The 706-nt window shown below is 65.4% G+C and carries 1 protein-coding gene; it reads right to left on the reverse strand.

Annotation, left to right across the window (positions count from 1 at the left end; genetic code table 11):
* Window positions 1-148 precede the first annotated feature (148 nt).
* Window positions 149-706: transposase (locus tag KB201_RS24660; RefSeq protein WP_211540906.1), on the reverse strand; the 558-nt coding region annotated here is incomplete at its 5' end.

The raw sequence follows: 706 nt of genomic DNA on the forward strand, positions 1-706 counted from the left end.
GGGTTTCGCCGATCGGTTGTCGGTGTCGCCTTTTGATGGTTGGTGCTGGTGTGTGGGCAGGGTGGATCGCCAGCGTTGGGTTCGCTGGTTGTTCGGGTTCTGAGGTGGGGTGGGCGGCGGTGACGGGGCGCGGTGACCGAGGGGCTGGTTAGGCGGTGAGGCGTTGCCAGCCGTGGCGTATGTGGTGGTTGTAGGGCCAGTCGGTGGGTAGTCGCAGGGTGGTGGTGCGGGCGTGGGTGATGATCTTGCCGCCGACGGTGAACAGGCGGTGGCGCAAGCGTTTGGGTTCCCAGCGGCGGATGGGGTCGTGGCGGTGGTAGCCGAGGGTTTGAGTCCAGGCAATGAGGTCGGAGGCCAGGGCGACGATATCGAGCCACAGTTGGTTTTTGGCGAATGAGTCGAACGGTAGGTTGGCCATGCCGGTGTCTTTGAGGCAGCGGATACGGTCTTCGGCGCGGGCACGTTGACGGTGACGCAGTTCCAGGATCGGCAGTGTCCAGCCGCGGCCGCGGGTGTTGGTGGCGAACACGGTGTAGCGGCGGCCCTCGATGTCGGTGATGAGGTGTTGGGCTCCGTTGTGAGGATATTCGCGGCGCGCGATCAGCCGCATCCCGGGTGGCCAGGGCTGGTAGGCGGTTTCGGTGTCACGGACCGAGCGCGGCATGTGGTCGGTGATTTCGGCGACCTGGGCATCAGCTCGTGGATC

This window comes from Gordonia sp. SCSIO 19800 (assembly GCF_018132775.1).
Classification (GTDB): Bacteria; Actinomycetota; Actinomycetes; order Mycobacteriales; family Mycobacteriaceae; genus Gordonia; species Gordonia hongkongensis.